This window comes from Cereibacter changlensis JA139 (assembly GCF_003034985.1).
Taxonomy (GTDB): Bacteria; Pseudomonadota; Alphaproteobacteria; order Rhodobacterales; family Rhodobacteraceae; genus Cereibacter; species Cereibacter changlensis.
Window position 1 is genome coordinate 17,897 of record NZ_PZKG01000009.1, and the last position, 24,430, is coordinate 42,326.

General features: G+C 68.8%; 27 protein-coding genes. 5 read left to right on the forward strand and 22 right to left on the reverse strand.

All coding sequences use genetic code 11. The features are described from left to right. Nucleotides 1–9: 9 nt before the first annotated feature. The 15 genes from C5F48_RS03425 to C5F48_RS03495 form a co-directional block, all read right to left on the reverse strand. Nucleotides 10–480, reverse strand: coding sequence for a NifX-associated nitrogen fixation protein (locus C5F48_RS03425; RefSeq protein WP_107662505.1), 471 nt, complete (start codon nt 478–480; stop codon nt 10–12). Beyond that, nucleotides 477–908 (reverse strand): nitrogen fixation protein NifX, encoded by a 432-nt coding sequence (gene nifX / locus C5F48_RS03430; RefSeq protein ID WP_170139714.1) that lies wholly within the window; start codon nt 906–908, stop codon nt 477–479. Before nifX ends, C5F48_RS03425 begins: the two co-directional genes overlap by 4 nt. Before the next feature lie 13 nt (nt 909–921). Continuing rightward, a complete protein-coding gene (gene nifN / locus C5F48_RS03435) occupies nt 922–2,298 on the reverse strand; it encodes a nitrogenase iron-molybdenum cofactor biosynthesis protein NifN (RefSeq protein WP_107662507.1) in 1,377 nt (458 codons plus the stop codon). Next, nucleotides 2,298–3,761: a nitrogenase iron-molybdenum cofactor biosynthesis protein NifE gene (gene nifE, locus C5F48_RS03440; protein WP_107662508.1), complete on the reverse strand. Its 1,464-nt coding sequence runs from the start codon at nt 3,759–3,761 to the stop codon at nt 2,298–2,300. The genes nifN and nifE overlap by 1 nt, the downstream gene beginning before the upstream one ends. 50 nt (nt 3,762–3,811) lie before the next feature. Beyond that, nucleotides 3,812–5,350 (reverse strand): nitrogenase molybdenum-iron protein subunit beta, encoded by a 1,539-nt coding sequence (gene nifK / locus C5F48_RS03445; protein WP_107662509.1) that lies wholly within the window; start codon nt 5,348–5,350, stop codon nt 3,812–3,814. A 96-nt stretch (nt 5,351–5,446) separates the two neighbouring features. Further along, a complete protein-coding gene (gene nifD, locus C5F48_RS03450) occupies nt 5,447–6,925 on the reverse strand; it encodes a nitrogenase molybdenum-iron protein alpha chain (protein WP_107662510.1) in 1,479 nt (492 codons plus the stop codon). Nucleotides 6,926–6,989: 64 nt separating this feature from the next. Beyond that, nucleotides 6,990–7,865 carry a nitrogenase iron protein gene (gene nifH, locus C5F48_RS03455; protein WP_107662511.1) on the reverse strand — a complete coding sequence of 292 codons (876 nt, stop codon included), beginning with the start codon at nt 7,863–7,865 and terminating at the stop codon, nt 6,990–6,992. Nucleotides 7,866–8,125: 260 nt separating this feature from the next. Next, nucleotides 8,126–8,950: an SIR2 family NAD-dependent protein deacylase gene (locus C5F48_RS03460; RefSeq protein ID WP_107662512.1), complete on the reverse strand. Its 825-nt coding sequence runs from the start codon at nt 8,948–8,950 to the stop codon at nt 8,126–8,128. Next, a complete protein-coding gene (nifT, locus tag C5F48_RS03465; protein ID WP_107662513.1) occupies nt 8,947–9,156 on the reverse strand; it encodes a putative nitrogen fixation protein NifT in 210 nt (69 codons plus the stop codon). The genes C5F48_RS03460 and nifT overlap by 4 nt, the downstream gene beginning before the upstream one ends. Then, the gene (locus C5F48_RS03470; protein WP_107662514.1) at nt 9,153–9,431 is read right to left on the reverse strand and encodes a nitrogen fixation protein NifZ; all 279 of its coding nucleotides are present in this window, start codon (nt 9,429–9,431) and stop codon (nt 9,153–9,155) included. Before C5F48_RS03470 ends, nifT begins: the two co-directional genes overlap by 4 nt. After that, nucleotides 9,421–10,185 carry a 4Fe4S-binding leucine-rich repeat protein gene (locus C5F48_RS03475; protein WP_107662515.1) on the reverse strand — a complete coding sequence of 255 codons (765 nt, stop codon included), beginning with the start codon at nt 10,183–10,185 and terminating at the stop codon, nt 9,421–9,423. The genes C5F48_RS03470 and C5F48_RS03475 overlap by 11 nt, the downstream gene beginning before the upstream one ends. 3 nt (nt 10,186–10,188) lie before the next feature. Continuing rightward, nucleotides 10,189–10,383: a 4Fe-4S dicluster domain-containing protein gene (locus tag C5F48_RS03480; protein ID WP_107662516.1), complete on the reverse strand. Its 195-nt coding sequence runs from the start codon at nt 10,381–10,383 to the stop codon at nt 10,189–10,191. A 60-nt stretch (nt 10,384–10,443) separates the two neighbouring features. After that, on the reverse strand, nt 10,444–11,919 hold the full coding sequence (gene nifB, locus C5F48_RS03485; protein WP_107662517.1) for a nitrogenase cofactor biosynthesis protein NifB: 1,476 nt from the start codon (nt 11,917–11,919) through the stop codon (nt 10,444–10,446). Between the two features lie 130 nt (nt 11,920–12,049). Then, nucleotides 12,050–13,780, reverse strand: coding sequence for a nif-specific transcriptional activator NifA (gene nifA, locus C5F48_RS03490; RefSeq protein ID WP_107662518.1), 1,731 nt, complete (start codon nt 13,778–13,780; stop codon nt 12,050–12,052). A 249-nt stretch (nt 13,781–14,029) separates the two neighbouring features. Beyond that, entirely contained in the window at nt 14,030–14,422 is a 393-nt protein-coding gene (locus C5F48_RS03495; RefSeq protein WP_107662519.1) for a rhodanese-like domain-containing protein, read from the reverse strand. 616 nt (nt 14,423–15,038) lie between these two features. Between C5F48_RS03495 and C5F48_RS03500 the strand changes: the two genes are divergently transcribed. The 3 genes from C5F48_RS03500 to tmk are packed head-to-tail and all read left to right on the forward strand — an operon-like array spanning nt 15,039 to nt 17,628. After that, the gene (locus tag C5F48_RS03500) at nt 15,039–15,809 is read left to right on the forward strand and encodes an SPOR domain-containing protein (RefSeq protein ID WP_107662520.1); all 771 of its coding nucleotides are present in this window, start codon (nt 15,039–15,041) and stop codon (nt 15,807–15,809) included. Nucleotides 15,810–15,823: 14 nt separating this feature from the next. Beyond that, nucleotides 15,824–16,984 (forward strand): D-alanyl-D-alanine carboxypeptidase family protein, encoded by a 1,161-nt coding sequence (locus tag C5F48_RS03505; protein ID WP_107662521.1) that lies wholly within the window; start codon nt 15,824–15,826, stop codon nt 16,982–16,984. Next, nucleotides 16,984–17,628, forward strand: coding sequence for a dTMP kinase (gene tmk, locus C5F48_RS03510; protein WP_107662522.1), 645 nt, complete (start codon nt 16,984–16,986; stop codon nt 17,626–17,628). Before C5F48_RS03505 ends, tmk begins: the two co-directional genes overlap by 1 nt. An 8-nt stretch (nt 17,629–17,636) precedes the next feature. On the opposite strand, the gene C5F48_RS03515 is transcribed toward tmk, so the two are convergent. Continuing rightward, complete coding sequence (locus C5F48_RS03515) at nt 17,637–18,260, reverse strand: hypothetical protein (protein ID WP_107662523.1); 624 nt, start codon at nt 18,258–18,260, stop codon at nt 17,637–17,639. Between the two features lie 487 nt (nt 18,261–18,747). On the opposite strand from C5F48_RS03515, the gene C5F48_RS03520 reads away from it, so the two are divergent. Beyond that, complete coding sequence (locus C5F48_RS03520; protein ID WP_107662524.1) at nt 18,748–19,089, forward strand: DMT family transporter; 342 nt, start codon at nt 18,748–18,750, stop codon at nt 19,087–19,089. 155 nt (nt 19,090–19,244) lie between these two features. Here the strand turns inward: C5F48_RS03520 and ruvB are convergent, their stop codons facing one another. Genes ruvB through ruvC form a run of 4 tightly spaced genes read right to left on the reverse strand, consistent with a single transcriptional unit; the run spans nt 19,245 to nt 22,472 of the window. After that, complete coding sequence (ruvB, locus tag C5F48_RS03525; protein WP_107662525.1) at nt 19,245–20,270, reverse strand: Holliday junction branch migration DNA helicase RuvB; 1,026 nt, start codon at nt 20,268–20,270, stop codon at nt 19,245–19,247. Between the two features lie 54 nt (nt 20,271–20,324). Next, nucleotides 20,325–21,236 carry a zinc metalloprotease HtpX gene (htpX, locus tag C5F48_RS03530; RefSeq protein WP_107662526.1) on the reverse strand — a complete coding sequence of 304 codons (912 nt, stop codon included), beginning with the start codon at nt 21,234–21,236 and terminating at the stop codon, nt 20,325–20,327. A 58-nt stretch (nt 21,237–21,294) separates the two neighbouring features. Then, nucleotides 21,295–21,969, reverse strand: coding sequence for a Holliday junction branch migration protein RuvA (ruvA, locus tag C5F48_RS03535; RefSeq protein WP_107662527.1), 675 nt, complete (start codon nt 21,967–21,969; stop codon nt 21,295–21,297). After that, a complete protein-coding gene (gene ruvC, locus C5F48_RS03540) occupies nt 21,966–22,472 on the reverse strand; it encodes a crossover junction endodeoxyribonuclease RuvC (RefSeq protein WP_107662528.1) in 507 nt (168 codons plus the stop codon). The genes ruvA and ruvC overlap by 4 nt, the downstream gene beginning before the upstream one ends. Before the next feature lie 323 nt (nt 22,473–22,795). On the opposite strand from ruvC, the gene C5F48_RS03545 reads away from it, so the two are divergent. Then, entirely contained in the window at nt 22,796–23,002 is a 207-nt protein-coding gene (locus tag C5F48_RS03545; RefSeq protein WP_107662529.1) for a DUF1127 domain-containing protein, read from the forward strand. A 52-nt stretch (nt 23,003–23,054) separates the two neighbouring features. Here the strand turns inward: C5F48_RS03545 and C5F48_RS03550 are convergent, their stop codons facing one another. Both C5F48_RS03550 and C5F48_RS03555 read right to left on the reverse strand, forming a co-directional pair. Next, complete coding sequence (locus C5F48_RS03550) at nt 23,055–23,438, reverse strand: hypothetical protein (RefSeq protein ID WP_181247670.1); 384 nt, start codon at nt 23,436–23,438, stop codon at nt 23,055–23,057. A 90-nt stretch (nt 23,439–23,528) separates the two neighbouring features. Beyond that, nucleotides 23,529–24,401, reverse strand: a complete 873-nt coding sequence (locus C5F48_RS03555; RefSeq protein WP_107662530.1) for a 50S ribosomal protein L11 methyltransferase — start codon at nt 24,399–24,401, stop codon at nt 23,529–23,531. Nucleotides 24,402–24,430: the final 29 nt, after the last annotated feature.

The following is a 24,430-nucleotide window of genomic DNA, read 5'->3' on the forward strand; positions in this document are numbered from 1 at the left end:
CTTGTCCTTTCAGGCCCGCGCCGCATCGGGATGGGCGGCGATCATCGCCGCCGCCTCGGCGGTCAGCTTCTCGCCCGCCTCGGCCAGCTTTTCAAAGCTGGTGAAACCGAAGCGGTGCACGTCGCGCAGGTGTTTCGAGATTACCACCAGCCGCCCGGCGATCAGCACCACCCGGCCGAAGCCCTCATGGCTGATCCTGCTCATCTGCGCCGCCATGATGCCGCTGCGCTTCTCCAGCAACAGGCCGATGGCGTCGTAGAACTTCTCGATCCGGTCCAGCACCTCCGGCTCCGGATCGGCGATGATCGGCATGTCCCGCCGCTCCTCCGCCGTCACGATGTAATCGGCCAGAAGATCGGCATCGGTCTTGCCGTCCCATGTGCCATAGCTGTCCTGCGCCCGGATCACCGCGGCCAGCTGCGCCAGATACTCGCTCTGCGGATAGATCCCGCCGCGCACCTCCGTTGCCAGATCGCTCAAATCGCATCCTCCTCGACAAAGCTCGCCGCGCCGCGCCCCAGCGCCTTGCGCAAAAAGGGCGGCGGGTTGCCGCGCAGCATGACCTGCACCTGCTCAACGACCGATGCGATGCTCTCGGGGTCCTTGCGCTTGATCGGATGCACCCCGGCCCGCACCACCTTGGCCGCCGCCGGCCCGCCGATGGCCAGCACGAACAGAAGCGCGCAACCCTCCAGCGCCGCCACCTTGGGCGTGATCTTGTCGTCGAGATCGTCATGCTTGCCACTCTGCGCCGTCGCCTCGAAGCCGATCGCCTCGACGAAGCGCGCCGCGCTGGCCGAGACCTCCCAGATCGCGAAGCTGCGGGCCGAGCCGAAATGGGCGTTCAGGGTTTCCAGATCGTTGGTGGCGATGGCGATCTTCAGCGGGGTGTCGGCAGGGTCGGTCATGGTTGGCTCCGGTTCAATGAGACGCAGGCGGCGGGGGGGCATGGTCGAACTCCATCGGCGGGCGGGAGGCCCCGAAATCCTCGGGACGCGGACGGTGCAGCTGGCCGAGCATCGCGTTGGCGACCTCGTAGAGAAAGGCGCGCGTGCCCCGGTAGCCGGCGCGGCAAACATCCTGCGCGCCGATCCGGTCGAAGACCGGAAAGCCGCAGCGGACATGCGGCAGATGCAGCTTCTCCGCCATCATCCGCCCATGCGAATGCGTCAGCAGGATCTGCGCCCGCGCGGCTTCCGCCCCGCGCTCCAGATCGCCCAGATCGCCCAGGATCACCTCGGCTGCCGGAATCCGCTCCGCCGCGGGCGAAAGCCCCGAGGTGGTGACGACGGCGACGATCTCGGCCCCCATCCCCACCAGCGCCCCGCCGAGGCTCACCGCCAGATCCGGCTCGGCGCCCAGCGCGACCCGCAGGCCCCCGGTCTGGAAATGCGTGTCGAGCATCGTGTCGGCCAGCCGCGCCCGGTCGCGCCTTAGCACCGCCGGCGCCTCCCGCCCGGACAGCCGCATCAGCGCCGCGACGAAGCGATCCACCTCCGCAAGCCCGGTCACCGAGCCGAAGACCTCCGCCGGCACGCCCTTCGCCGCCAGCATCTCGGCGGCAGGCCGCATCGCCTCGCCGATGGCCAGCGTCGCCACGCTCCGCCCCATGCGGGCGATATCGGCGAGCCCCGTGCCGCCCAGCGAATGCCCGGCCCAATCCTCCGACAGATGCCCGTCGAGCGAGGCCGAAATGTCGGGCAGCACGATCGGCGCCAGCCCGAAGGCCCGCACCATCCCCGCCACCTCCTCCACATCGGCAGGCGTCAGGTGGCTGCCCGCCAGCAGGTTCACCTGCCCCGGCAGCACCGGCCCGCCCTCCGGCACCAGTGCCGCGATGATCGCCTCCACCGCCCGCGCCCAGCCATCCTCCAGCCCGCCCGTGAAATCCGGCGTCGCGGCATAGACCACCGCCGTCCCGGCGAAATCGCTCCGCCGCAGCAGCATCTCGCGCAGCTCGCCCGCCACATCCTCGCCCCGCGTCTCGACCAGCGCGGTCGAGGCGATGCCGATGAACTTCGGCTTGGCGCGCTTCCTGAGGGTCTCGATCGCCTCCTCGATCTGCTCGCCCCCGCCGAGGATCGCCGAGATCTCGTTCATCGCCGTGGTCTGCAGCGGGATCGCCTCGCGGAAATGCCGCACCAGATGCACCATGGCGAAGGCGGTGCAGCCCTGCGCGCCATGAAACAGCGGGATCGCCCCCTCGATCCCGAGATAGGCCATCGCCGCCCCCAGAGGGGCCGAGGTCTTCAGCGGGTTGGTCGACAGCGCGCGGCGCGGGTGGATGAGCTTCGCCATCAGCAATCCTCGAAATCGGTTTTCGACGAGGGCACGGCCGCCAGCACCAGCGGCGCGACAGCGGCCACAACCGCCCCCGCCTCCCAGGGCGCCGGGGCGCGCAGCGCCGCCCACATCGGGTTGTTCACCGAACGGTCGATGGCGCGCACCAGATCGACCATCCCCACATACCCCGCATAGGGCTCGTGCTTCTCCTGATTCACATCGACCCAGGGCACCCGGGCCTTCAGCGCCACGAACTGCGACCGCCCGCCCGACATCAGCACATCGGCCCTAGCCTCGCGCAGCAGCGTATACATCTCGCGCGGGGCCATGTTGTCGAACATGTGGCGCTCGTCGCCCATGATCTCCACCACCCGGCCCTTGTCCTCCTCGGTCGCCTTGCGCGTCGAGGTGCCGACCACCTCCATCCCCAGCTCCTGCAGCGCCGAGACCACCGACCAGGTCTTGTGCCCCCCGGTGTAGAGCAGCACCCGCTTGCCCTCGACCCGCGCGCGGTAGGGCGCCAGCGCCGCCCGGGCCTTCGCCTCCTCCTCCGCGATCAGCGCTTCGCAGCGCGCCAGCAGATCCTCCGGCGCCCCCCGCTCCACCAGCAGCGCGCAAAGCCGGCGCAGCGCTGCCGACGTGTCCGAGATGCCGTAGAACGACCCCTCGAAATACGGGATGCCCCAGCGCTCCTCCAGCTTGCGCGCCATCGGCAGGAAGGCATGCGAGCAGACGACCATCGTCACCCGCGCCCGGTGCATCATGGCGATCTGGCGATACCGCGCATCGCCCGACACGCTGCCCAGCACCCGCACGCCCAGCCGGTCCAGAAGCGGCGTCACCTGCCACAGCTCGCCCGACAGGTTGAAGTCGCCGATGATGTTGATGTCCGTCGGCCCCGGCGCCTCGGGCTCCATCGTGCCCACCACATGCTCGATGAGCGCCGCCGCCCCCAGCTTGTTGCCCAGGTTCTTCGAGCCGACATAGCCCGGCGCGTTGATCGGGATCACCGGCGTGCCGAAGCGCATGGCGGCGACCTTGCAGACGGCGGCGATATCGTCGCCGATCAGCGCGGGCACGCAGGTGGCATAGACGAAGACCGCCGCCGGATGCTCCGCCTCGATCACCTCGCGGATGGCGCGGTAGAGCTTCTTCTCCCCCTCCCCCATCACGATGTCGAGCTCGGTCAGATCGGTGGTGAACCCCTTGCGGTAGAGCTGCGACCCCGACGAGGCCGAGCCGCGGTTGTCCCAGCCGTTTCCGGCGCAGGCCAGGGGCGCATGCACCAGATGCGCCACATCCACGATCGGCTGCAGCGCGATCATCGCCCCGTCGAAGGCGCAGCCCCCCGCCGCCGCCCCCGGCATCAGCGGCTTGGCGCAGCCCTTCTTGCGGGCGGCTTCCGATTTGGCCCGGTTGGTCTCGCAGGCGGGCTCGACGAAGGCCTCGGCGATCTGCTGTTTCAGTGGCTCGGCCATGGCATCCCCTTCCCGGCAAGGGCGGCCCCCGGAGGGGGCCGCCGAGGATCTCAGCGCGTCAGGTCGAACGAGATATCCGTCTCGCCCGCCGTGCCGGTATCGGCGTCGAGCTTGTCGAAGATCTTGTCGAGAAGCTTCACCAGCACGGTCAGCGCCCCCTGATAGCCGAAGGTCGGGAAGCGGTGGTGGTGGTGGCGGTCGAAGATCGGGAAGGTCAGCCGGATCAAGGGCGTGCCGGTGTCGCGCTCCAGATACTTGCCGTAGGAATTGCCGATCAGCAGATCCACCGGCTCCGTCACCATGATCGAGCGCAGGTGCCACAGGTCCTTGCCCGCCCAGACCTGACAGCCCTTGCCGAAGGGCGAAGAGGCCAGCAGCGCCTGCATCTTCTCCTCCCAGTCCTTCGTGCCGTTGGTCGCCAGGCAATGCCGCGGCTCGCCCCCGGTCTCCATCACGAAGCGCGCCATCGAATAGACGAAGTCCGGATCGCCATAGATCGCATAGGTCTTGCCATGCAGATGCGACTGGCTGTCGGCCATCGCATCGACCAGCCGCCCCCGCTCCAGCCGCAGGCTTTCCGGAATGTCCTTCCCGGTCAGCTCCGCGATCTTCATCAGGAACTCGTCCGTCCCCTGCACCCCCATCGGATAGTGGAAGGCCGCCGTCTCCTGCCCCTGTTCAGCGCAATAGGCGAGCGTCTTGCGGGTGCAGAACTCCTGCAGCGACACCGTGGCCTTGGCGTTCAGCGCCGCCTTCACCTCGTCCAGCGTGGTGCCGCCCGCATACATCCGGTATTCGCCATCCGACGGCGTGTCATAGACCTCCGAGACATCCGACAGCACCGTGGCCTCGACCCCCATCAGCCCCAGCATCCGCTTCAGCTCGCGGATATTGGCGACCGCATAGCCGTCGAAGCCGGGGATGATGTTGAGGCTCTCCCCCGCCTCGCGGGACGCATCCTTCCAGAAGCTCGACAGGATGCCCTTCTGCATGTTGTCATAGCCATCGACATGGCTGCCGACGAAGGCCGGCGTATGGGCGAAGGGCACCGGGTAATCCGCCGGAACGCTCTCCTTCTCGCGCGCCTTGATGATGAAGGAGTTCAGGTCGTCGCCGATCACCTCGGCCATGCAGGTGGTCGAAACCGCGATCATCTTCGGGCTGTAGAGCGCATGGGTGTTGGCCAGCCCCTCGACCAGATTGTTCAGCCCGCCGAAGACCGCCGAATCCTCGGTCATCGAGGAGGACACCGCCGAAGCCGGCTCCTTGAAATGCCGCGCCAGATGCGAGCGGTAGTAGGCGACGCAGCCCTGCGAGCCATGCACGAAACTCATCGTCTCCTCATACCCGGCGGCCGCGAACACCGCGCCTAGCGGCTGGCAGGCCTTGGCCGGGTTGATGGTGATGCAGGCCCGGGCGAGGTTCTTCTCGCGGTAGTCCCAGCTGCGCGTCCAGTCGTCGGTCTCCGCGACCTTTTCCGGCGGATGGCCGTGCTCGTAGGTGGCGCGCTTGTTGTCCAGCATCGCCTTGTATTCGGGTTGGTGGAACAGATCGGTGTGGTCGAGAACCTTGTCTGCCGATTGGGGCATCGTCACATTCCTTCTGCTGGCCGTCCGCTTTCCGGGACGCGCCGCAAGGTGGAGGGGAGGAAGGCGGGGGAGCGGGAGCGGCGCTCCCCCGGAGGATCAGGCCGATTTCTTCCAGGGAGCGTCGAACAGGCCCCAGACCGGATTGTTGATCGCCAGATCCATGTCGCGCGCGAAGATCGCGTAGCCGTCATAGCCGTGATAGGGGCCCGAATAGTCCCACGAGTGCATCTGACGGAACGGGATGCCCATCTTCTGCACCGGATACTTCTCCTTGATGCCCGACCCGACCAGATCCGGCCGGATGCGCTCGATGAACTTCTCCAGCTCGTAGCCCGAGACGTCATCGTAGATCAGCGTGCCTTCCTTGATGTAATGGCCGGTGCGCTTGTAATCGTCGGCATGGGCGAATTCATAGCCCGTCCCGGCGATCACCATGCCCAGGTCGTGATAGGCATCGACGACGTGGCGCGGGCGCAGGCCGCCGACATAGAGCATCACCGTCTTGCCCTCGAGCCGCGGGCGATACTTGGCGTTCACCGCATCGACCAGCGGCTGATACTTGGCGATCACCGCCTCGGCCCTGGCCTGGATCGTCTCGTCGAACTTCGCGGCGATGGCGCGCAGCGACAGCGCGATCTGGCTCGGCCCGAAGAAGTTGTATTCCATCCACTGGACGCCATACTTCTCTTCCATGTGGCGGCAGATGTAGCTCATCGAGCGGTAGCAGTGGATCAGGTTCAGCTTGGCCGTCGGCGCCGCCTCGATCTCGGCCAGCGTCGCATCGCCCGACCAGTTGCCGATCACGTTCAGCCCGATCTCTTCCAGCAGGATGCGCGACGACCAGGCGTCGCCGCCGATGTTGTAGTCGCCGATGACGTTCACGTCATAGGGCCCCGCCTCGCGCCGCGTCTCGGCCTGCATCGCCGGGTCGATCACCCAGTCGCGCAGCGTGTCGTTGGCGATGTGGTGGCCCAGCGACTGCGACACGCCGCGGAACCCCTCGCAGCGCACCGGCACGATGGTCTTGCCGATATCCTTCTTCTTCTTGCGCGACACCGCCTCGATGTCGTCGCCGATCAGCCCGATCGGGCATTCCGACTGGATCGAGATGCCGTTGTTCAGCGGGAACAGCGTGTTCAGCTCGTCGATCGCCTTCTCCAGCTTCTTGTCGCCGCCGAAGACGATGTCGTTCTCCTGGAAGTCGGTCGTCACCTGCATCGTCACGAAACTGTCCACCCCGGTCGTGCCGGTGTAGTAGTTGCGCCGCTGCGACCAACTGTAATGCCCGCAGCCCACCGGGCCGTGGCTGATGTGCAGCATGTCCTTCACCGGCCCCCAGACCACGCCTTTCGACCCGGCATAGGAACAGCCGCGGATCGTCATCACGCCGGGCACCGACTTGATGTTCGACTTCACGGTGTCGCATTTCGACAGGATGCCCGGCTCTTCCGCGACCGGCTGGGCAACGCCAAGATGCTTGGCGCGCTTCTTCCTCGCCTTCTCGGGATAGGCGGCGAGAACCTCTTCGATCAGCTGTTCATGCTGCTCGACGGTGGAGTTGATGTCTTTGGCCAAGGGAAAGCTCCTTTCGGCGGGAGAGGGGCGGACCGGCGCGGGGCCGGTCCGGGGGAAAGGCGGCTCAGGCCTGGCTGGCGGCGATGGCGGCCAGACGGTCTTCCTCGGATTGCATGATGCCGAATTCCATCAGCATCTCTTCCAGCTCGTCCATGGTGATCGGCGTCGGGATCACGCCCTTGCCCGAGTTGTTGTGGATCTTGCGGGCCAGCTCGCGATACTCCTGGGCCTGCTGGCTGTCCGGGGCGTATTGGATGACGGTCTGGCGGCGCAGCTCGGCATGCTGCACGATATTGTCGCGCGGCACGAAATGGATCATCTTGCAGCCGAGCTTGGCGGCCATCGCCTCGGCCAGCTCCAGCTCCTTGTCGGTCTGGCGCTCGTTGCAGATCAGCCCGCCCAGACGCACGCCGCCGGAGTTGGCGTATTTCAGGATGCCCTTGGCGATGTTGTTGGCGGCATAGAGCGCCATCATCTCGCCCGACATGACGATGTAGATCTCCTGCGCCTTGTTCTCGCGGATCGGCATGGCGAAGCCGCCGCAGACCACGTCGCCCAGCACGTCGTAGGACACGTAGTCCACGTCGTCATAGGCGCCGTTCTCCTCGAGGAAGTTGATCGCGGTGATCACGCCGCGCCCCGCGCAGCCGACCCCCGGCTCCGGCCCGCCGGCCTCGGTGCACTTGATGTCGCCGAAGCCGATCTTCAGCACATCCTCGAGCTCGAGATCCTCGACCGACCCCTTCTCGGCCGCCAGATGCAGCACGGTGTCCTGCATCTTGGTGTTGAGGATCAGCCGGGTGGAGTCGGCCTTGGGGTCGCAGCCGACGATCAGGATCTTCTGACCCAGCTCGACCAGCGCGGCCAGCGTGTTCTGCGAGGTGGTGGACTTGCCGATACCGCCCTTGCCGTAGAAAGCGATCTGCCGGAGTTTGCTCATGCTCAGTTCCTTTTGCAACGGTGTCTCTGTTGGAAGCGGCGTCGTCGCCGGTCTCGTCCACAGGGAAAGCAGGGAGCATGCCAAGTGCCGCCTCGCGTGGTTTTCCACTGCTTTTCGGGTGGTTAGCCAGCCACCCGCCCCACCTGTCGCGCCCATCGGTCATGTGCGAAAGCCGACAATGGCGCGACACTCACCCCCGGAAATGCCGAAGGGGGCAAGGCGCCGCCGCACCCTGCCCCCTTCCCGCCGTCACGAACGCCTCAGACGCCGGCGACCTCCGCCCCCAGCGCCTCCACCACCGCCGCCAGCGGCAGGTCGATCCGCTCGATCCCCAGTTCCTCGAGGAACAGCCGCTCCATCCGCGTCAGCTCCCCCGCGATCACCGCCACATGCCCGCCGCCCGACCGCTTGGCGATCTGGCGCGCATAGGTCCGCAGCATCTGGTCGTCGAAGCGGCAGCCGAGGAACAGGAACCCCCGCCCCGTGCGGCGGTTCTGCACCTCCTCCGGGATCGGGGTCTGGATGTCGATCTCGGTCAGCACCTCGACATAATCCGAATCCGAGATCAGGAAGGAATGCCCCGGCAGCGCCACGCCATGCGGCTTGTAGACCAGCATCGGCCAGCCCGGATCGGCCTCGCCCACCAGCGTGCCCGCGGCGTCATAGGCCCGATGCCAGATCTCCGCCCATTCGCCGTTGCGGCTCACCCCCTGCACCAGACCCCAAGCCCCGCCGGCCGCCCGGCAGGCCTCCAGCAGCCCCGCGTCATACCAGGCATCCACCACCAGCGGCGGCTGCACCCTCGCGATCCAGTCATGCACCGGGTTCGGCTTCGTGGGCTCGGCAAAGGCCTGCCTTATGATCACCTCCAGCGTCGCGCGGAACCTGCGGCTCTCGACGAACTGCGCCGCCGACCACAGGTTGCCCTGCGCCCGCTTCGGCACCCGCACCGAGGCCTCGATCTCGGTGCAGAGCGCCTCGGGCGAGGCGATGGCCCCGCCGAGCCCCGCCACCTCCGGCCCGAGATAGGGCAAAAGCCGCCCCTCCCGCACCGCGCCCAGCGCCTGCGCCAGCGCCGCGCTCATGCCTCCGGCCGCTTGCGCGCCTCCACCGTCACCGGCATCTGCGGCGCGACCTCATAGGCGGGCAGCTCCAGCACCCAGCCATTGGCCAGCCGCGCCCAGCCGCCCCAGACCGTGGCATGTTCGGTCTCCACGATCGGCTCTTCCAGATCCTTCTTCGGCACATAGGCCAGAAGCCCCTTCGGGCCCGCGCTGATCGTCACTTTCATGATGTTCCCTCCGGCATGGGCAGGCCAACCAGTTCCCGCGCGCGCATCCCCACGATGGCGCGCCGGTCGATGAAATCGACCGCATAGATGTAATATTCCTGCAGGTAGGTGCCGATATCGCGGACATAGCCGATGTCGCCCTTGCGCACGACGATCTCGCCGATCTCGACGCCCCACATCGTACCGTCGTTCTTCACCGTGAAGCGCGACTGCACCTTGTCGCCGGGGCTGAACACCGGCTCTCCCCAAGTCTCGGGCCGCTCGTCATCGCGCATCCTCGTCCCTTTCCAGTTCGGCCAGCCGCGCCTCCGCCGTCTCGCGCACCAGAGGCTCGGCATCTTCCGTCATCACCCGCGCCAGATCGGCCGGGGCGCGCTCGGCCACCACATGCCGCACCCTGATGTCGGGATCATGGGCAAAGACCCCCAGCCGCTCCGCCGCGATCCGCTCGGCGGCGACGCGGCGCACCAGAGGGTCCGGGTCGCCCGCGAAATGCACCAGCCACCCCGCGTCTATCCGCGCCGCCACCAGACAGCGCACCTCGGGGTCGGGGTCATGCGCCATCACCGGCAGCACGCCGGTCTCGATCCGCCGCGCCGCCACCAGCCGCACGTAGGGGTCGGGGTCGCGCAGCAGGGGATGCAGGTCGGCGGGCGGCAGGCGATGCGCCACCGCCACCCGCACCGCGCGGTCGGGGTCGTGCACCCGTCGCCGCGCCTGTATCGCCGGCAGCCGCAGGATCGCCACCGCCCGCACCGCCGGGTCGGGATCGTCGAGCAGCGGCGGCAGGCGGAACAGCGTCGCCACCCGCGCCGCCTGCGCCCGCGCCTCGAAATAGGGCAGGGTCAGGCAGTCATCGGCCAATTCCGGGTTGAGCAGGAAGAACCGCTCCACCCGCCGCGAATAGCGGTCCTGCACGCAGGCCCAGCCCGGCCCGCACAGGCCCTGGGCGATCCGCTCGCGCTGCGGGCAGGCGCCGCAGTCGATGGCGGCGCCCTGCCAGTCGACCGGCTCCGGGCCCTCCGGCATGGCTCAGGCCGGCACGCAGGTCTTGGGCACCGGGCAGACCTCGGCGCATTGCGGCGCATCCGCCTGCCCCGCGCATTCGGTGCATTTCACCGGGTCGATCACATAGGTGTCGTTCTTGAACTTGATCGCGCCATTCGGGCATTCGAACTCGCAGGCGCCGCAGACGGTGCATTGCGAGACTTTGATCTTGTAGGCCATGGGTCGTTTCCTTGTCTTCAGGGCAGAAATCGGGCGCAGGTCGCGCCGGGGGCAGAAAGCTCAGGCGCTCAGCGCGCCGGTATCGGAAGGGGCATTGCGCAACCGGAACAGCGCCGAGATCGCGGGTTCGAGATAATCCTGCGCATAGGCGTCGATCACCTCGATCCCGGCGGCGGCCATCTTCGCCCGCGGCGCCTCGCCGATGCGGGCGCAGAGCACCACCGGCACGCCGTCGAGCGTACGGATCACCTCGGCCAGCGTGTCGTCGTCGCCATGCCCGCCCACGCAATAATTGTCGGCCCGCCGATGCGTGACAAAGCGCACCCCGGTCCGGTCCACCTCGTAGACCTGAAACTCGGTCGCATGGCCGAAATGCTGGTTGATCCGCCCGCCGCCCTTGGTGCAGACCGCGACCAGCAGCGGCGGCGCCTCCACCACCTCGGCGGCGACCTGCGCCGCAGCCGTCGCTGCGCGCCGGTCCTCGCGCTCGCGCGCCACCCAGTCGCGATAGGCCGCGCGTTTCTCGGGATCGTCGCTCACCACCTCCGGCAGCTTGTCCAGCGTGAACTCCTGCCCGCGGTCCTCGCCCAGCAGCCCCACCGCATCGGCGCGGCACTGGCGGCAATGCTTCATCAGGTTCGCCCCGCCCGAACAGGCCTCCTGCACCGCGCGCAGCTCCGCCGCCGAGGGCCCGCGCTGCCCGGTCAGCCCGAACTGCGTGCCATGCGCGGGGTCCGAGATCAGCGGCATGATGTTGTGCAGGAAGGCCCCCTTGGCCTTCACCACCCGGTTCAGCTCGATCAGACCGGCATCGTTGATCCCCGGGATCATCACCGAATTCACCTTTACCAGCACACCCCGCGCCACCAGCATATCGAGGCTCTGCATCTGCCGCGCGAGCAGGATCGTCGCACCCTCCACCCCGGTATGCCGCCTGCCCCGGTGGAAGACCCAAGGGTAGATCCGCGCCCCCACCTCGGGGTCCAGCGTGTTGATCGTCAGCGTGACATGGTCGACATTCATCGCCACGATCTCGTCGACATGGTCCGGCAAGGCGAGCCCGTTGGACGAGAGGCACAGCTTGATGTCGGGAAGCCGCCGCGACACCAGATCGAAGGTCGCCTTCGTCTTGCGCCAGTCATAGGCCGCATCCCCCGGCCCGGCGATGCCCAGGACCGACAGCTGCGGCACCTCGGCCGCCACCGCGATCACCTTGCGCGCCGCCTGCTCCGGCGTCAGCCGCTCCGACACCACGCCGGGACGGCTCTCGTTGGCGCAATCGTACTTGCGGTTGCAGTAGTTGCACTGGATGTTGCAGGCCGGCGCCACCGCCACATGCATCCGCGCGAAATAGTGGTGCGCCTCCTCCGAGTAGCAGGGATGGTCCTTCACCTTGGCCCAGGTCTCGGGCGCCATGTCGGCCGGCCCCTCCGCCGACCCGCAGGAACTGGAGGCGCAGCCGCCGCCCGCCAGCGCCTTGCCCAGATCTTCGCGGCTGGCGACCTGAAGCCCGCCCAGAGAGATGATGTTCGCCATGCCCGATCCCCGCTAACCCTGTCGGCAGGGGAGAAGCACGAAGCGTGCCAAGGTCCATCCGCAAGCGTTGACAAGGGCTTCGCCGGCGCGACGCAGGCCCCTGTCGCAAACCCGACAGGGGTCTGTCGGGTCAGAACTTCTCTACGGTGATGCCGTGCTTCTTCAGCGCATAGCCGATCTGGCGCGGCGTCATCCCGCGCAGCCGGGCGGCCTTGGCCTGCACCCAGCCCGCCCGCTCCATCGCGTCGATCAGCGCCTCGCGCTCCGCCGCATCCCCGTCACCCACCGCACGCGCAGGCTCGGGCGCGGGGTCAGGCCGCCGCGGCAGCACCGGCAGGTCCAGCGGCCCCGCCGCCAGCCCGCCGATGGGCGAGCGGTCGCCGTTCTGCAGGCGCCACAGATCCGCCGACAGGCAATGGTCGTGATAGCAGGCCAGATCGTCGGCCACGATCACCGTATCGGGCGACAGCGCCGCCACCCGGCTGATGCAATTCTCCAGCTCGCGCACGTTGCCGGGGAAATTGCACCCCGCCAGCGTCTTCAGCGCCGAGGCGTCGAGCCGCTTGTGCATCCCGTTGCGCTGGTTGAACCGCTCCAACAGCCCCTGCGCCAGCAGTGCGATGTCGTCGCGCCGCTCGCGCAGCGGCGGCAGCACGATCGGCACCACGCAGATGCGGAAATAGAGATCGGCGCGGAAGCTGCCATTGGCCACCGCCTGCTCCAGATCCTTGTTGGTCGCCGTCACCAGCCGCACATCGACCTTCAGCGTCTTCGACCCGCCGACCCGCTCGAACTCGCCCTCCTGCAGGATGCGCAGCAGCTTGGCCTGGAACTCCGGGCTGATCTCGCCGATCTCGTCGAGGAACAGCGTCCCGCCATCGGCCAGCTCGAACCGCCCCTTCTTCTGCGCCATCGCCCCGGTGAACGACCCCTTCTCATGGCCGAACAACTCCGATTCCAGCAGCGACTGGCTCAGCGCGGCGCAGTTCACCTTGATGAAGGGCCGGTCCTTGCGGTCGCTGAGCGCATGCAGCGCCCGGGCGAACAGCTCCTTGCCGGTGCCGCTCTCGCCGCGCAGCAGGACCGGGGTCTGCGTCGGCGCCACCTTGCGGATCTGGTTGGTCACCCGCTGGATCGCCGGGCTCGACCCGATGATCCCCTCCAGCGCCGGGGCGGGCGCGGGCTCGGGCACAGCCGTCGCCTCCGCCGCCACCCGGATCGCCTCGCGCGCCTCCTGCACGATCCGGTCGCGGTCGCGCGCCACCAGCCGGCGGAAGCGGATCGACTGTTCGAGGATCGAGGCCACCATGTTCAACACCCGCAGATCGGTGTCGAGATGCCGCGCCCCCCCGCCATCGAGATCGCGATAGACGCAGAGCAACCCCAGCACGAAGGGCGAATGCGCCTGATCACGGATCGGCACGGCGACGGCCGCCAGCCGCTCGGTGCCCGCCATCGGCGGCAGCGCCTCGCGACCGAACTCCTCGGCCAGATCGCGCGACACCAGCGCCACCCCGTTGCGGAACACATGCCGCGCGACCGCCTGCGGGATCGCCCGGCAGGCCGAGGGCTGGGTCGGCGCGCCCGTCGCCGTCGCCGCGATCACATAGGGGTTCACCGGATGCCCCGCCCGCGGCGCCCCGCCCTCCTGCAGCAGGGCCAGCGCTCCCAGCCGCAGCCCCATGAACGAGGCCAGCACCCCGAACACGGAGGGCATCGCCGCGATCGGATCGCTGACGCCGGTCAGAAGCTTGGCGACCTCGCAGAGCGCGTCGAGCGTCAGATACTCGTCGGCGCGGGGGGTCGGTTGCGGGGCGGAGTCGGTGCCGATGCGGGATGCGTCCACTTGGGTGCCCTCCATCTTCTTCCTGATGATCGCTGCTGTCGGGTGGTCTTGTCCACCGTTACGCAAAGCGCGCCGCCGCCGCGCCCGGCTTTTTCGCCGCACCCGGGCCGGTTGTGGCGCAAAGGGCTCCCCGCCGCGCCCGCCGTCGCGCGGCGCGGTCAGAAATCATGCGGTTCTGCCGCTGAATTGTGCAGCCTACCGACGGCCCACGCACCCGCTTTTCAGGGGCAAAGCCCGGCGCCTGTCGCGGCGCCGGGCGCAATGTCACATTCCCGGATCGGTCACCACTTCGACGGCGCCGCCGCCCTCGGCCCAGTCCTTCAACCCGCCAAGGTTGTAGACCTTCTCGAATCCCATGTCCTTCAGCAGCTTGCCCGCCAGCGCCGCCCGGCCGCCCGAGGCGCAGTGCAGCACGATGGCGCGATCCTTGCGCAGCGCCGGGTCGTGATAGGGCGACTCGGGATCGGCGCGGAACTCCAGCATCCCGCGCGGGACGTGATGCGAGCCCTCGGCCCGCCCGCTCTTCTCCAGCTCCGGCGCATCGCGGATGTCGAGCAGCAGCCCCCCTTCCGCCAGCAACGCCTGCGCCCGCTCCGCATCCACCCGCTCGACCGCCGCATTGGCCTCGTCGAGCATCTGCTTCACCGTCAGTCCCATCCTGTCCTCCTTCGCATCAGCTTCCGCCGGGGCCAGCCTAGGCCCGGCGCTTCCCCGCTGGCAAGCAAAGCCCGCCGCCGCACCTTCGCCCCGGCGGTCCGCCGCCCGGCACGCCCCGCCGCTTCTCCTGCCCGCATCCCCATCTTCGCCGCCGCAGCGCCGCTCCCACCTCCCGCGCCGCACGGCCCTCCCCCGCGCGGCCCCTCCCCCTCATGACCCTCTCCGGCGCGCCCTTCCGCTTCTCCTTGCCCAAATACTCATCTTCACCATCCTCGCGGCGGCGCTGCCCTTTCCTCGCCGCAGCGCCGCCCCGTCCCGCGACCGCCTCCCGCACCGCAGGGCTCTCGCCCTCCCCACACCGCGACCGGCCGCCGCTATCCCCGGCAGCGCCGTCGTCGGGGGCTCGATGCCCCCGGCGACGGCTCCGCCTCACGCAGCCTTTACCGCCCGGGCTGCGCATCCTCCCGCCCGGGGCGCCTCCGCAGCCCAGCGGCGCCCTTTCCACCTGCGCCCATCGCGCTTATGATGCGCCGGCGCCGAGGGGCGACACGGGCAGCCGTCCTTCGGGGACGCCAAGACAAGCGCGGCGCAGAATCCGCGCATCGAGGGGAAGAGCATGGCAAGAGCGGTGATCGGGCAGCTGATCCTGGCGGCGGCAGCGGCGGCCCTGCTGTCGGGCTGCGCCGAGGGCATCGGCAACCCCTTCGTCCGCGACGACGCGGAACCGGAGACCACCTCCTCCACCCCCGCCCCCGCCTCCAACGGCCGCGACATCGAGGCCCCCGAGGTGTTCCAGACCAGCGACACCGCCCTCTGGGACGGCCGGCCCTCGCTCGGCGGCGTCTGGGTCGCCTCGCCCGCGGCGAAGGACCCCGAGCGGGTGATCCTGCGCAACCCCGCCAATGGCCGCTCGGTCATCGGCGCCCTGTTCCGCCGCGAGCGCGACAACCCCGGCCCCACCCTGCAGATCTCCTCCGACGCCGCCGCTGCGCTCGGCCTGCTGGCCGGCCAGCCCGCCGAGATCAGCGTCACCGCCCTGCGCCGCAGCGATGCTCCGGCCGCCGCCACCGCCGCCCCAATCGTCACCCCCACCCCCGACGCTATCCGCCCCGCCGCCGCCCCGCCACGCCCGGCCGCACCGGCCCCCGAACTGGCGGCAACCTCCGGCGAGGGCCTGATCCAGATCGGCATCTTCAGCGTCGAGGCCAATGCCCGCCGCGCCGCCGAGACGCTGGGCGAGGGCGGGGTTCCGGCCAGCGTCCGCCCCGAAACCTCCCAGGACAAGCAGATCTGGAGCGTCACTGCCGGCCCGGCTTCCGACCGCGACGCCCTGCTCGCCAGGGTCAAGGGCCTCGGCTTCTCCGACGCCTATTTCCTCTCCCGCTAAAGGACGCACCGGCCATGTTCAAACGCCTCTGCCTCGCTCTCGCCCTGCTGGCCGCGCTGCCGGCCCAGGCCTTCGAGACCCGCGCCACCGCCGCCTGGGTCTATGACGTGACCACCCATACCGTGCTCCTCGACAAGAACGCCGACACGCCGCTGCCGCCGGCCTCCATGTCCAAGCTGATGACGCTGAACATGCTGTTCGAGGCGCTGCGCGACGGCCGCGTCACCATGGACACCACCTTCGCCGTCTCGACCAAGGCGCGCGAGATGGGCGGCTCCAAGATGTTCGTCGAGGAGCGCGACCGCCCCACGGTGGAAGACCTGATCCACGGCATCATCATCAACTCCGGCAACGACGCCTGCGTGGTGGTGGCCGAAGGCCTCGGCGGCACCGAGGCCGATTTCGCCCGGCAGATGACCGCCCGCGCCAAGGCGCTGGGGATGAACAACTCCACCTTCGCCAATTCCTCCGGCTGGCCGCACCCCGACCACAAGATGAGCGTGCATGACCTCGGCATCCTCGCCACCCGGCTGATCGAGGAATTCCCCGAGTTCTACCCCTATTTCGCCATGACCGGCTTCGACTACAAGAACCGCGTCCCCTCCAACGCCCAGAACCGCAACCCGCTGCTGCAGCTCGGCCCCGATGGCGACTGGACCGCGGACGGGCTGAAGACCGGCCACACCCAGGAGGCGGGCTACGGTCTCGTCGGCTCCGCGGTGCAGAAGGACGGCCGCCGCATCGTCTTCGTGCTGACCGGCCTCGCCTCCGAGGCCGACCGCGCCCAGGAAGGCGAGCAGGTCACCAACTGGGCCTTCCGCCAGTTCGTGCAGAAGACCATGGTGAAGGCCGGCCAGCGCGTCGCCGAGGCCGAGGTCTGGATGGGCAACGCCGTGAAGGTCGGCCTCGTGCCGCAGAAGGACGTGAGCCTGCTGGTCCCCGCCCTGACCCAGGACGGCATCACCGCCGAGGTCTCCTACACCGGCCCGCTCACCGCCCCGGTGGTCGCCGGCCAGCCGGTGGGCGAGCTGGTGATCCGCGTCCCCGACATGCCCGAGCATCGCGTGCCGCTGGTGGCCGAGGGTGATGTCGCCAATGGCGGCTTCCGCGCCCGGCTGACCACGGCGGCGCAGGTGCTGATCGCCCGGTTCCAGCAAGAAGCGCCGACCAGCTGATGCGGCTGCGTCCGGCGCTGATCGCGGTCGAGGGCATCGACGGTTCCGGCAAGAGCGGGGTGGTGCGCCACCTCGCCGCCCATCTGCGCAGCCTCGGCGCCGATGTGCTGGCCACCCGCGAACCCGGCGGCACCCCCGAGGGCGAGAGCCTGCGCGCCCTCGTCCTCGCCGGCAAGGACGAGACCTGGGAGCCCGCCTCGGAACTGCTGCTGATGACCGCCGCCCGGGTGCAGCATGTGCGCCGGGTGATCGAACCGGCGCTGGCGCGGGGGCAGATCGTGGTGACCGACCGTTTCGTCGGCTCCACCCTCGCCTATCAGGGCAAGGGCCGCGGCCTCTCCACCGGCTTCATCCTCGATCTGCACCGGCAGGCGGTGGGCGATCTCTGGCCCGACCTCACGCTGATCCTCGATCTCGATGTCGCCACCGGCCTCGGCCGCAGCCGCCACCGGCTCAGCACCGACGCCATCGACGAGGGCCGGTTCGAGGGGCTGGACCTCGGCTTCCACCAAAGCATCCGCAGCGCCTTCCGCGATCAGGCCCTGGAGGCGCCGGCGCGTCACGCGCTGATTGACGCCTCCGGCACCCCGGAAGAGGTGCAGGCCGCCGCCCTCGCCGCTGTGCTCGGCCGTCTCTCGGCCTAGCCCCCCGCCTAGATCTCCGGCGCGATTCGCGCCGCCAGCCGATAGGCATGGCTCGGCTGATCCGCCATCGCCGGCAGCACCGGGTCGTAGCCCGCGCGGATCACCGCGCCGATCTCCGGCCGCAGCACCAGCGTCTCCCCCGCCATGGCCAGCGGCGAGCTTTCGGTAAAGGCCCGGTCGGACCAGAGCAGCATGACCTGCGCCGCCTGAGACAGCGCCAGCGCCTCGGCGGGCACCGCCTCCAGATGCGCATCCATCCGTATGAAGACGAAGGCGGCGCGGATCGCCCCCGCCGCGTCGAAACGGAAGATCCGGTATTGGTTCGCCTCCGCCGCCGCGAGCCGGGCGCAGAGCGGGCCGAGCCCCTCCACCAGCCGGTCGAGATTCGGCACCTCCGGCAGCTCGGCCCAGTCGCGGAAGAAGAACACCATCAGGTTGGCGCCGAGCTCAGGGTCGGTCTCGGCCATCCGGTGCCCGGCCAGCGTCACCACCGCCTCCACCGCGCCCTTTACCAGCGCCAGCGTGGCCTCATCAACGCCGAAGACCACCGGCACGATGGGCCGCCCCCAGCGCGCGAAAAGATACTGCCCGTCGGCGCGGGTGAAAAGCGCCTCGATTGCGGATGGCGTCATGCAGAGCGTCTCCCGGTCCAAACCGCCGCAGCCTTAGCCGTTTTCGCCCGCCCCCTCAACCGCCCGCCCCCGCCGCCTTGGCCCAACACCCCCGCATCGGCTCCGACAGCCCCGCCGCTCCCCATGTCGGAAGTCCGGTCCTAGCCCTTCACCTCGTCCCAATATCCCCGCCGGAGGCTCCGACCTCACCGCCAGCGCCCGGCCCGACAGTCCGGCCCCCACCCCTCACCTTGCTCAAATATCCCCGCCGGAAGCTCCAACAGCACCGCAGGCGCCCGGTCACAAATCCCGCCCTGCCTCTCACCTTGCTTAAATATCCCCGCCGGAGGCTCCGACAGTACCGCAGGCGTCCGGTCAGAAGCTCCGCCCCGCCTCTCACCTTGCTCAAATATCCCCGCCGGAGGCTCCGACAGCAGGCCCTAGCACGGCGATTGACCTTCCTGTCGCAGCCGCTCAGGATCACCCGACTTCCGCCACAGGATCGCCCATGCCGCTTGCCTCCGCCTATGCCTTCCTCTTCGTGGCCATTCTGGCCGAGGTGATCGCCACCACGGCCCTGGCCCGCTCCGAAAGCTTCACCCGGCTCCTGCCGAGCCTCGTCACCATCGCGGGCTATGCGCTGGCCTTCTACTGCCTGTCCTTCCCGCTGAGGGTGATGCCAACCGGGGTGATCTATGCGATCTGGTCCGGGCTGGGCATCGTCTTCATCACCGGCATCGCCTGGCTCTGGTATGGCGAGAAGCTGGACACGGCGGCGCTGGTCGGGCTCGGCTTCATCGTCACCGGGGTGGTGATCGTGAATGTGTTCTCGAAATCCCTGACCCATTGAGCGCCCCGGCGCCACAAGCGCAGGGCGTTCCGACCCTCTCGCCAGGGCAGTTCACTCCTGTCCGGCAGGAGCCGACAAAACACTTGCCAAAAGATGAACGAAATTCCCAGAACGCGGCAATTTCAATGGCTTGCCGCGATTTTCACGCGTGAAACTCAGCCGAAAAGATCCGCCTGCCCCGGCCCTTTCGGCGGCTCCAGCCCCAGATGCCGCCAGGCCTTCGCCGCCAGCATCCGCCCGCGCGGAGTCCGCTGGATCAACCCCTGTTGCAAGAGGTAGGGTTCGATCACCTCCTCCACCGCATCCCGGCTCTCCGACAGCGCGGCGGAAATCGTCTCGATCCCCACCGGCCCGCCGCCGTAATTCTCGGCCAGCAAGATCAGATACCGCCGGTCCGCCCCATCGAGCCCCAGATGATCCACCCCCAGCCGCGTCAGCGCCCGGTCCGCGATCGCCTGGGTCAGCCGCCCGTTGCCCTCGACCAGCGCGAAATCCACCACCCGGCGCAAGAGCCGCCCCGCGATCCGCGGCGTCCCCCGCGCCCGCCGCGCGATCTCCCGCGTCCCCTCGGGGTCGCTGGAGATCCCCATCATCCGCGAGCCGCGCGTCACGATCAGGTCGAGCTCGTCCTCGGTATAGAATTGCAGCCGCGTCGGAATCCCGAACCGGTCCCGCAGCGGCGTGGTCAAGAGCCCCAGCCGCGTCGTCGCCCCGACCAGCGTGAAGGGCTGCAGGTCGATCCGCACCGTCCGCGCCGCCGGCCCCTCGCCGATCACCAGATCCAGCGCGAAATCCTCCAGCGCCGGATAGAGCACCTCCTCCACCACCGGCGACAGGCGGTGGATCTCGTCGATGAACAGCACGTCGCGCGGCTCGAGATTGGTCAGGATCGCCGCCAGATCGCCCGCCTTGGCCAGCACCGGCCCCGAGGTCATGCGGAAGCCCACCCCCAGCTCGCGCGCCATGATCTGCGCCAGCGTGGTCTTGCCCAGACCGGGCGGGCCGTGGAACAGGGTGTGGTCCATCGCCTCGCCGCGCATCTTGGCGCTTTCGATGAAGACCCGCAGGTTGGCCCGCGCCTCGGCCTGACCGACGAACTCCTCCAGCGTCTGCGGGCGCAGCGCGCGGTCCATGTCTTCGGGCAGCCGCTCGGGCCGGAGGGTGGGGTCGCTGTCGTTCATGTCACCGCGCTCGTTTGGGGAACAATCCCCGAACGCGCGCCGGTATGCAAGGGCTCAGGTCCAGGGGCCGCGCTTGGCGGCGCCGGGCCGCACCCGCGGCACCGAGCTGCGGGCGGTGGTCGGCAGCGGCGTGCCCGCGACCATCGCCTGCAGCGCGGCGATGCGGTTGGCGGTGTTGGGATGGGTGGCGAACAGCCGGTCGTGCCGGTGGGCGTGCAGCGGGTTGATGATGAACATATGCGCGGTGGCCGGATTGCGTTCGGCGGCGTTGTTGTCGATCCGCTGGGCGAAGCCTTCGATCTTGGCCAGCGCCGCAGCGAGCCAGAGCGGCTGGCCGCAGATCTCCGCCCCGATCCGGTCGGCCTCGTATTCACGCGAGCGCGAGATCGCCATCTGCACCAGACCCGCCGCCAGCGGCGCGAGGATCATCAAGGCCAGCGTGCCGATCATGCCCCCCGGGCGGTCGCGGTTGCCGCCGAAGAACAGCGCGAAATTGGCCAGCATCGAGATCGCGCCGGCGAAGGTCGCCGTCACGGTCATCAGGAGCGTGTCGCGGTGCTTGATATGGGCCAGTTCGTGCGCGATCACCCCGGCCAGTTCCTCGCGGCTGAGGGCGCGCATCAGGCCGCGCGTCACCGCCACGGCGGAGTTCTCCGGGTTGCGGCCGGTGGCGAAGGCGTTGGGCTGGTCGGTCTCCATCACATAGACCTTGGGCATCGGCAGGTCGCCACGCTCGGCCAGATCGCGCACCATCGCCACGAGGTCGGGCGCCGAGCGGGCGTCGACCTCGCGTGCGCCATGCATGCGCAGCACCGCCTTGTCGGAGTTCCACCAGGCGAAGACGTTCATCAGCGCCGCCACGGCGAAGGCGATCAGCGCGCCATTTGTGCCGCCAAGCAGCATCCCCATGCCGAGGAACAGCGCCGTCATGGCGGCCATCAGGATCGCGGTGCGCATGTAGCCCATTGGCGAAGTCTCCTTCATCTCCGGATGGATATGGGAGCGCGGCTGCCGGGCGGCAAGATCAGTTGCGCGGGGCGAGCAGCTTCAGGGCGAGGCGGATCAGGGTGGCGGTATCGGCCTCCGGCGCGTCCTGCGCGGCCTGGGCTACGGCCTGCGCCGCATCGCCCGGCTGATAGCCGAGATTGGTCAGCGCCGAGAGCGCATCGGCGGTGAAGGCGGCCCGGCTCGGCGGTTTGGCTACGGGTTTCGCGGCGCGGGGCGCGGGCGTAGGCGCGGCTTCGATCACCTCGTCGGTTTCCGCCACGGTGCCCAGGTGCACGCCCATCGCCATGACCGAGGGCGCCTTGGCCTTCAGCTCCAGCACCACGCGCTGCGCGATCTTCGGGCCGATGCCGGGCGCCGCCTGGATCGAGCGGGCATCGCCGAGACCGATGGCGCGCGACACGCCCTCGGCCCCCAACGTGCCGAGGATCGCCATCGCGGCCTTGGCCCCCACCCCCTGCACCGTCATCAAGAGCCGGTGCCATTCCTTTTCCAGCAGCGTCGGGAAGCCGAAGAGCTGCAGCAGATCCTCGCGCACCAGAAGCTCGGTATAGAGCGCCACGGCCTCGCCCGGGCCGGGCAGGCTGGCCAGCGTGCGGTCGGAGACATGGACGATGTAGCCCACGCCGCGCACGTCGATCAGCACGTGGTCCATGGCCTTGTAATCGAGCCGTCCGGCAATCTTGCCGATCATCGCGCCGCCCTCGCCAGAGCCGCCTCGAGCCGACCGGAGGACTGGACATGATGCGCGTGGCAGATGGCGATGGCCAGCGCGTCGGCGGCGTCGGGCCCGCTGATCTGGACGCCCGGCAGATGGATGCGCACCATGTGGTCGATCTGCGCCTTGGCGGCATGGCCGACGCCGACGACGGTCTTCTTCACCGCGTTCGGCGCATATTCCCCGACCCTGATCCCTGCCTGAGCCGGAACCAGCAGGGCGATGCCGCGCGCCTGACCGAGTTTCAGCGTTGCCACGGCGTCCTTGTTGACGAAGGTGTTCTCGACCGCGGCGGCATCGGGCGCGAATCGGCGCAGCACCTCGGTGAGGTCGCGGTGCAGCGACAGCAGCCGTTCGGCGAGATCGCCGGGCTCGGAATGGCAGATGCCGTTCGCGACATGTGTCAATCTTGCACCACTGACATCGATCACGCCCCAGCCCATGTTCCGCAAACCGGGGTCGATCCCCAAGACACGCATAAGGCCCCCTGTCGCATTCCGTCGCAAGCGCTAGCACGAAGCGGGAACATCCGCCAGATACATCTGCGGTTTCCGCCGTGACCAGAGCCAAAGCGCGTCATTTCCGGGAGGAATACGACGCAGCTTCCGCGAAAAGCGACGGTTTGGCCGGGCCTTCCGGAACCCCCCGTAAAACATGACAAAATCATGTGTGCGAGCCATGCGCTTTCTGCATTGCAGCGTTGCTATACGTCGCATTGTGTTGCGCAGATCGCCGGATTATTTGCCGTGTCAGACGCAGGATCGCTTCGATCTTGTGCAACTTGAAAACAAGGATAACCGCCATGGCCGCCTTCGAGACGACCCGCCCGGCGCCCTTCGGCGCCATCTCCACCTTCCACGCCGTGCAATCGGTCAGCAACCTGTTTGCCGCCATCACCGCCTGGAACGACGCCCGCGTGACCCGCAACGCGCTGGCCAAGCTGTCGGACCGCGAACTGGACGATATCGGCCTGTGCCGCGGCGACATCGACGACATCGGCTCGCGCTGATCGGACGCAACGGCGCGGCTCCTCCCGCGCCTCATGCTCAAGGCCGCGCCCCTCAGGGACGCGGCCTTTCTGTTGGCAAGGCCTGGAAACCGGCGGGCAGCAGCTGGCGCAGCTGGGCCGACAGGAAGCGGGTGGCCGGATCGGCCTGCATCAGCACCGCCCCCAGCCGCTCCACCGGCTCGCCCTGCCACAGGCCCGCAACGCGCTGATCGTATTTGCGCGCCCCGACCTGGGCATGGATCACCGCCTTCAGCCCGATGCCGCAGAGCAGGACGACCAGCAGCGGTTTCCACAGGGTCAGGCGGCGCTGGCCAGTGGCCGGATGCCGCGAGCGGCCCAGCGTGCCGCTCGCCTCGAAGCCCCGGCCCTGCGCATGCTCCTGACGGAGCCGCGCCACGCGCTGCCGGAACTCCGCCAGATTGGGATCGGATGACATCGCCACGCTCCAGACCTCGGCCCCCGTGGGGAGAGGCTAGATGCCGAAGGTGGCGAGAGTTTGTCGAAAATTGTGCGAAGCGGAAAAAACCTAGTTCTTCCTAAGGGTTAGCGCGGACCACTCGCCTATATCCTCGCGGTTGTGCAGGATGAAGCCCTGCGCGATGTAGGCGTCGATGATCGACTCCGCCTGCACCACCAGAAGGCCCGAGAGGATGGCGATGCCGCCCGGGGCGACATGCGCCGCCATGTCGGGGGCAAGCTCGATCAGCGGGCCTTTCAGGATATTGGCGAAGACCAGATCGAAGGGCGCGGCCTCGGCCAGACGCGGATGGTCGAAGCCTGCGGCCTCGAGGCACTCGACCCGGCCCTCCAGCTGGTTGATCGCCACATTGGCCAGCGCCACATCGACCGCCACCTCGTCGATGTCGGAGGCGATCACCAGCGCCTCGGGCAGCACCGAGACTGCCGCCATCGCCAGGACGGCAGTGCCGCAGCCGATGTCGGCGACCTTGGCCGGGGTGAAGCCTTCGTCGGTCAGCCGATCGAAGGCGCGCAGGCAGCCGAGGGTGGTGCCGTGGTGGCCGGTGCCGAAGGCCACGGTCGCCTCGATCTGCAGGGCGATGCGGCCTTCCGGGACCTTGTCGGCGTCGTGGCTGCCGAAGACGAAGAAGCGCCCGGCCTCGACCGGCGACAGCTCGCGGCGGACCTTGGCGACCCAGTCGATTTCGGGCAGTTCGGAGAGGGCGAAGGGCTTGGCGCCGAAGGCCATCGCCAGCATGTCGAGGAGCGCCGATTGCGGCTCTTCCAGATAGTAGGCCCCGACCTCCCAGAGACCCGAGCCATCCTCGATCTCGAAGACGCCGACGCCGATCGGCTCCGGCTCCATCTTCTCCATCGCTGCGGCGAGGGCCAGAGCGGGATCTTCGCCGGGAAGGGTGGTGAGCGCGGAATAGGTGGGCATGGCAGATCCTGACGTTTTCAGGGGCCGAA